This is a genomic window from Candidatus Symbiothrix dinenymphae (assembly GCF_001431085.1).
Genome location: NZ_BBRU01000144.1, coordinates 1 through 773 on the forward strand (window position 1 = coordinate 1; position 773 = coordinate 773).

2 pseudogenes are annotated in these 773 nt (G+C 47.0%); both read left to right on the forward strand.

Going from position 1 to position 773, the window contains the following annotated elements:
• Nucleotides 1–368: pseudogene (locus ASC50_RS02205) on the forward strand (hypothetical protein); the annotation flags it as partial.
• Nucleotides 369–425: 57 nt separating this feature from the next.
• Nucleotides 426–773: pseudogene (locus ASC50_RS02210) on the forward strand (hypothetical protein); the annotation flags it as partial.

Consider the following 773-nt stretch of genomic DNA (forward strand, 5'->3'; position numbering starts at 1 on the left):
TTGCCACCGCGGGCGGCAATCAGTGCGGCTTCGTTGCAGACATTGGCGATGTCGGCACCCGGATAGACGAAGAAGTGAAGCGCATCGTGAACGAACAATACCTGCGAGCAAAGGAAATCCTGGCACTCAACAAGGACTCTCACAAGCAGTTAGCAGACATATTGTTAGAAAAAGAAGTCATCTATTCCGACGACTTGGAGCGCATTTTCGGCAAACGCCAATGGACATCGCGCTCGCAAGAAATCCTGCAACAGCAAGGGCTGATAAAGCCGGAAGTAGAGGCAGAAGAAGCCCCGAAAGCAGAAGAAGCCCCAAAACGGCGCAGGTGGGGCAGAAAAGCAAAAGAGGAAACTGGAAAAGTTGATTAGCATCGTCATTGCGGGCGTGACCCGCAATGACGAGAAAAAAGAAAATTTATATAAAGTATGAAAAATATGCTCACTCGCTCAATAACAGGGCTAATTTACGTGCTGGTCATCTTAGGCGGCATCATGGGTGGTGCCTGCACCTTTGGGGCATTGTTTGCAGTGGTGACGGTTTGTTGCTTGTGGGAGTTTTATGGCTTGCTGAATGTGCATAAAAGCGCATCAATCAATCGGTTGCATCATTGTTTGGGCGGGCTGATTTTGTTTGCAAGCTTTTACAGTTACCAGTTTGCAGTTACCAGTTACCAGTTACCAGTTACCAGTTTGCAGTTACCAGTTACCGGTTACCAATTGTTGATTTTTTCGCCTTATTTGCTTTATCTTGTAAGTGTTTTGGTTGCAGAGCTT